Source organism: Thermus scotoductus DSM 8553 (genome assembly GCF_000381045.1).
In the GTDB taxonomy this organism is placed as follows: domain Bacteria; phylum Deinococcota; class Deinococci; order Deinococcales; family Thermaceae; genus Thermus; species Thermus scotoductus.
This window is the reverse complement of record NZ_KB905790.1, coordinates 1-5,074: the sequence shown is the minus strand read 5'-3', so window position 1 is coordinate 5,074 and position 5,074 is coordinate 1. Positions and strand designations below refer to the sequence as shown.

Below are 5,074 nucleotides of genomic sequence, written 5' to 3'. Positions count from 1 at the left end.
TGTACTCGGTCAAACGGATCCTGGCTTTATACCGTTTGCGATGAACCGGACCAATACTTACCCAATCGATACCATTCCTTTGCGGCGTGTCAAGTGGGCTTCCAAAGGTGAATAGGTCACTTTAGGTAATAGGGCGTGTAGGGTTCCCTCTTGACTATGGCCGCCTTGAGCCTTGCCGCCTGGGTGTCCAGGAGCTCGGCGTAGGTCTTTCGGAAGCGCAGGGGGTGGGTGGCTTCCTGGTGGAAGCGCTCCTCAAGAAGGGGGATAAGTGCCCGCTTTCCCTCCTCGGTTAGGTACACTCCCCCGTTCCGTGGTTCGCCATGTTCAGGTTTAAGCTGGCCCCGCCGGAGGGCGGTTATGACCACCTGGTCCACCACCGGGATACGAAACTCCTCCATCAGATCCAGGGCCAAGGCGGGGTTGCGGCGTCCCTCTGCGTGGAGGAAGCCCACTTCCGGGTGTAGCCCCGCTAGCCGAACGGCCAGGAGGGCCCGGCCCAGGAGCAGGGCGTAGCCATAGGAGAGGGCGGCGTTAACCAGGTCCTTGGGGGGCCTTCGGCTCCGCCCCTGGAAGCCCCATGGTCTGAGGAGCTGGCTCAGGCCGCCGAAGTAGGCCCGGCTGCCAAAGCCTTCCGCACCCCGGAGGGCATCCAGATGGGAAGCCGTTTGCGCCTGGGCCAGGGCTTCCTCCACCGCTTCCAAACCGGGCAGGCCGAGGCGCTCCAGCATTGCCCTGGCGGTACGGAGCTTGCCCAGCACGAAGGCCCGGGCCAGGGGCAGGGGGTCCTGGGCGAACTGGGCCCGGAGGTGCTCGGGGTGCGGATCGGGGAAGGAGGCGGCCACCCCGTAAAGGAAGCCCTCAGTGGACAGGAAGAGCACGGGAATCCCCTGTCTGAGGAGAAAGGTGAGGGCCGGGGTGGAAAGGCGCACGTTTCCCCAAGCCGCCACCTGTCGCACCTGGCGGGCAGGGTAGGAGTTTAGGAGGGCTCCCTCCATCTCCAGGAGCAACCGGCCCTGGCGGAGGCGCAAGGTAGCGCCCTGGGTGAGCAGGTGCAGCACCATCAGAACCTGGGCCAGGGGGAAAGGGGCGTAAGGCGGGGGTCCAGGCCCCGGAGGAAGTCCAGAAGGCGCCGGTAGTCCTCCTCTCCTACCGGGCGGGTGCCGTGGGCCAGGATGCTCTCGTGCCGGCGGGCTAGGAGGGCCTGGAGGCGGTTTTTCTCCCCGTAAAGCCTCTGGGCCAGGGTGCCGTGTTGCCCGAAGGCCAGGTCCAGCTCGAAGGCTGCCTCGAGGAGCTCCATGAGCCCTCTTGGCCGCAGGATCCGGTCCCGGAGGGTTTCGGGGAACCCTTCCGGCCAGGTTTTGGGGTCCTTCAGGAGGAAGCCCAGCCGCTCGTGGATGTCCGCCTCCGCGGCCAGCTCCAGGGCCCGGTAGAGCCGGCCCAGGGCGTCGTCGTACCGACCCAGGGCCGCCCTCCTTTCGGCGTTGGCCAGGAGGTCCTGGAGAAGGGGGAAGGTGGGCCTGTTGCCTGCCTCCACAATGGCCTCGAGGGCCCCCATCCCCTCCTCCAGACCCTTAAGGACCCGCACCTTGGCCCCATGTCCCCAGGCCTCGGCCACCGCCAGGGCCACGGGGAGATGCTCCTTGAGGAGATCCAGGGCCTCCCGGTGCCGGAACCGGTCCCATTCCATGAGGGCCTTCACCACCCCCCGCAGGGCCCGGTAGAACCTTTCCTCCGAGGGGGATAGGGGTTTTTGCAAAAGGGCGTCCAGCTCCTCCAGGGCCATGCCCAGGTTGAGCCCATTCCAGGCCCGCACGAAGCCCGCCCATTCCCGAAGCCCCAGGCGGGCGGTGGGGTCCTCGAGGAGGCGGAGCCTCTCGGCCCCGGGCAGGACCCGGCCCGTTTCCGAGTCCCGCCGCTCCCCGCCCACGTAGCTGAAGACCACACCCCGGCCCGTGAGGGCCAGGACCAGGCCCGCCGCCATGGGCTTCGTGCCCCCGGTGAGGTCGGCCACAATGGCGCTCGCCTCCCAGTCCAGGGCCTTCCGCAAGGCCTTCACGGCTACCTGGTAGGCCTCGAGGAGGCTCTCCGCATCCTCCATCAGGAGGGTGTGGTGGCGGAAGGAGCCCCCGTAGTCCCGGATGAGCTCGGCGGCCACGGGATGGGTCTGCTGGCTGGCCAGGAAGATCACCCCCTCGGGGGCATGGTGGGCCAGGGCCTCCTCCAGGGGAGCCCGGGTGGTGCCCACGCTAAGGATGAGGACCTTCATGCACCCATTATCCGGCCGGCCCTGGGGTGAGGGAAACCTTACCCCTCCTCCTTCCTGGGCGAAAAGACCTTTACCCGTCCAAGGCCCAGGGAGGTTTTGGCTCCCACCCCCGCGTAAAACGCAAATCGGCCCAGGGCCCAGAGCCAGGCCAGCTCCTCCTCCGTGGCCCTGGGGAGGTGGTAGACCACCCGGCCCACGAAGCCTACCGCCTCCACGTCCGCCTCTGCCCGCACGGTCTTCCCCTCGAACCAGCGCACCCCCGTCCTCTCCAGGAGGGCCTCCCGCACCCCCTCGGGGGCGGGCAGGGAGGCCAGGACCTCGAGGCGCCTCAGGAGGCTTTCCAGCACCAAACGGGGCTCCGGCATGGGGTAGTGGACGCCCTTGCGCCGGAAGAAGGTGGGGCTATAGAAGCGCAGGGGCAGGTCGGGCCCCTCGGGGGCCTGGAAGAGGCGGGGGTAGGTGGTGAGGCCCGCCCAGGGATGCCCCTCCTGGAGCACCGCCCTTACCCGGAAGGGCTTGCCCAGGCGGATGGTCTGGCCCTCGAGGGCAAAGATCCTGGGGGAAAGCCTTCCATAGAACTCCTCCCGCAGTAGCCCAATCCGGGCCCAGTACCCCCCCCTCTCCCCTCCCCCAAACCCCAGGCTGAAGGGGTTTTCCCCCTGGTCGTGCACCTCGGGGGCGAGTTCCCTCAGGAGGCCGTAGAAGAATCCCCTGAGCCCCGCGGGCTCCGGGGGAGCCTCTCCTTCCAAAACCAGGACCAAGGAGGCCAGCACCATGCCCACGTTTTACCCGGTTCGCGCCTGCTTGCCTAGTCCGGCTGCCGCAGGGGCCTCGAGGCCGAAGACTGATGGAACGCTGTAGGCGCCCGGGGTCAGAAAACAAAAACCCCGGGGATGTTTGCGGCCCGGTTGTGTAGGCCGCAGGGGGAATCCGCAGAAACCCCATTGGGCCTTGGCCGGACTTATAAGGTCCGAAGTAGCCGGGCCGGCTCGCCGCCGGGTGATTACGTTCTATCACAACCTGGGCTTCACGCCGAGGAGTAGCGCGATGTGTAGCTAAGAAGGGTACTGGCCTCGAGGGCTAGGGAGGAGCCTCCCTAGTTCGCGCGCGTGGTTCGTCGGAGGAGGCGTCCGGGCCCATGAGCTCCTTCAGGTACTCCGCATAGCGGAACAGGATGGGCACATCAGGAAGGGCCCTAAGCCTTTTGGGAAAAACGGCCACCACCTTCACCTCCCCTCCCTCCTGGTAGCCCACCCACCACTCTTCCCCCGGGTAAGGGAAAAGCCACCTGGGCTGGGGAAAAGGGACGGCCTCACCCATCTTTTCCTTTCTGGCCCATCCCCTGGCCTCCCCCAGGGCGGGGAACGGGACGTAATCCACGGATCCCCCCTGGGTCGTCCGGATGACCACACCGATCCACTTCATCGCCCGAGCCACGGCAGGCACCCTCGAGGAAATTTTTCCATACTGTTTGCCAGGACCCGTCCATATTGCCAAACCCGGGGTCGCAATCCCCTTTCGGGGAAGCATCTCTTGCAACTGATCCCTACACACCTCGATTCATGATCTCTCCCGTGATTTAGTCGCAATCCCCTTTCGGGGAAGCATCTCTTGCAACATTATCGGGTACGCATTGGCGCTAATCACGGCCCTCGTGTCGCAATCCCCTTTCGGGGAAGCATCTCTTGCAACCTGAATGATCCACACGCCGTTGCCGGTCCTCACTTCAGGGTGTCGCAATCCCCTTTCGGGGAAGCATCTCTTGCAACACCGTGAGGGGCGTACTGAGCGACCCAAACGCCACCGGGGTCGCAATCCCCTTTCGGGGAAGCATCTCTTGCAACATGTTCCCAGCAACATCAACGAGTTGGCCTTTAAACCCCGTCGCAATCCCCTTTCGGGGAAGCATCTCTTGCAACTGGACGTGGAAATTACCACGTTCAGGACTGAAACTTACGAGGGTCGCAATCCCCTTTCGGGGAAGCATCTCTTGCAACCCCTGTACGGGGCCATCCAGGGCCTCCCGGACCCCCAGGAGTCGCAATCCCCTTTCGGGGAAGCATCTCTTGCAACAACCCATCTTGACGGTGGATAGCGTGTACCGTCCAAAAGCATGTCGCAATCCCCTTTCGGGGAAGCATCTCTTGCAACTCGTACTTGCCCACTGTGCAGTAAACAGTGGCAGCGAACGGGGTCGCAATCCCCTTTCGGGGAAGCATCTCTTGCAACTTGCTCCGTAGGATTAAGCTCTCAAGCCGGTACGGGTTGTCGCAATCCCCTTTCGGGGAAGCATCTCTTGCAACGGGACAAGGGGATGCTGGCTCTGGTGGTCCTCTCCTTCTTGTCGCAATCCCCTTTCGGGGAAGCATCTCTTGCAACAAGACATCCCCCTGGAAGCGTTAGCGGCGTTCTAGTCTGGGTGTCGCAATCCCCTTTCGGGGAAGCATCTCTTGCAACGGTGGCTGTACGCCCGCCCCTATGGGGAACGGCTCCCGCTGTCGCAATCCCCTTTCGGGGAAGCATCTCTTGCAACTGATTCGGAAGGAATTTGGGTTCATGAATCCGATTACCAAGTCGCAATCCCCTTTCGGGGAAGCATCTCTTGCAACGGTACCCCCCTTAGAACACTGTCCTGGACGGTGCTCCTGGAGGGGGGGTTTGTGAGAATCATGAAGGCTGGAATATACACATGGCGAATAAAGGGGGTTTTGCAGGGTTTAGCTCGTTGCAAAGCCACTGCAGGAGCGGTCGATAAGCAGGTGAAAACGCATATTGCCCTTGCGCAAGAGGAAAATCGGCTTTCAAGAT

Annotated in this window: 4 protein-coding genes and 1 CRISPR repeat array; all 4 genes read right to left on the bottom strand. The window is 63.9% G+C overall.

Annotation, left to right across the window (positions count from 1 at the left end):
• Positions 1-116: 116 nt before the first annotated feature.
• Complete coding sequence (gene cas1, locus F604_RS0111335; RefSeq protein WP_026329145.1) at positions 117-1,061, bottom strand: CRISPR-associated endonuclease Cas1; 945 nt, start codon at positions 1,059-1,061, stop codon at positions 117-119.
• Positions 1,061-2,266: a TIGR02710 family CRISPR-associated CARF protein gene (locus F604_RS0111330; protein WP_019551739.1), complete on the bottom strand. Its 1,206-nt coding sequence runs from the start codon at positions 2,264-2,266 to the stop codon at positions 1,061-1,063. The genes cas1 and F604_RS0111330 overlap by 1 nt, the downstream gene beginning before the upstream one ends.
• Positions 2,267-2,304: 38 nt before the next feature.
• On the bottom strand, positions 2,305-3,042 hold the full coding sequence (gene cas6, locus F604_RS0111325; protein WP_019551738.1) for a CRISPR-associated endoribonuclease Cas6: 738 nt from the start codon (positions 3,040-3,042) through the stop codon (positions 2,305-2,307).
• A gap of 304 nt (positions 3,043-3,346) precedes the next feature.
• Entirely contained in the window at positions 3,347-3,646 is a 300-nt protein-coding gene (locus F604_RS0111320; protein ID WP_126203962.1) for a hypothetical protein, read from the bottom strand.
• 124 nt (positions 3,647-3,770) lie between these two features.
• Positions 3,771-4,875: a CRISPR direct-repeat array (repeat unit 36 nt; unit sequence GTCGCAATCCCCTTTCGGGGAAGCATCTCTTGCAAC).
• Positions 4,876-5,074 lie beyond the last annotated feature (199 nt).

Coding starts and splice junctions, on each gene's coding strand:
- cas1 (WP_026329145.1), bottom strand. CDS start 1,061: ATGGTGCTGCACCTGCTCACCCAGGGCGCTACCTTGCGCCTCCGCCAG.
- F604_RS0111330 (WP_019551739.1), bottom strand. CDS start 2,266: ATGAAGGTCCTCATCCTTAGCGTGGGCACCACCCGGGCTCCCCTGGAG.
- cas6 (WP_019551738.1), bottom strand. CDS start 3,042: ATGGTGCTGGCCTCCTTGGTCCTGGTTTTGGAAGGAGAGGCTCCCCCG.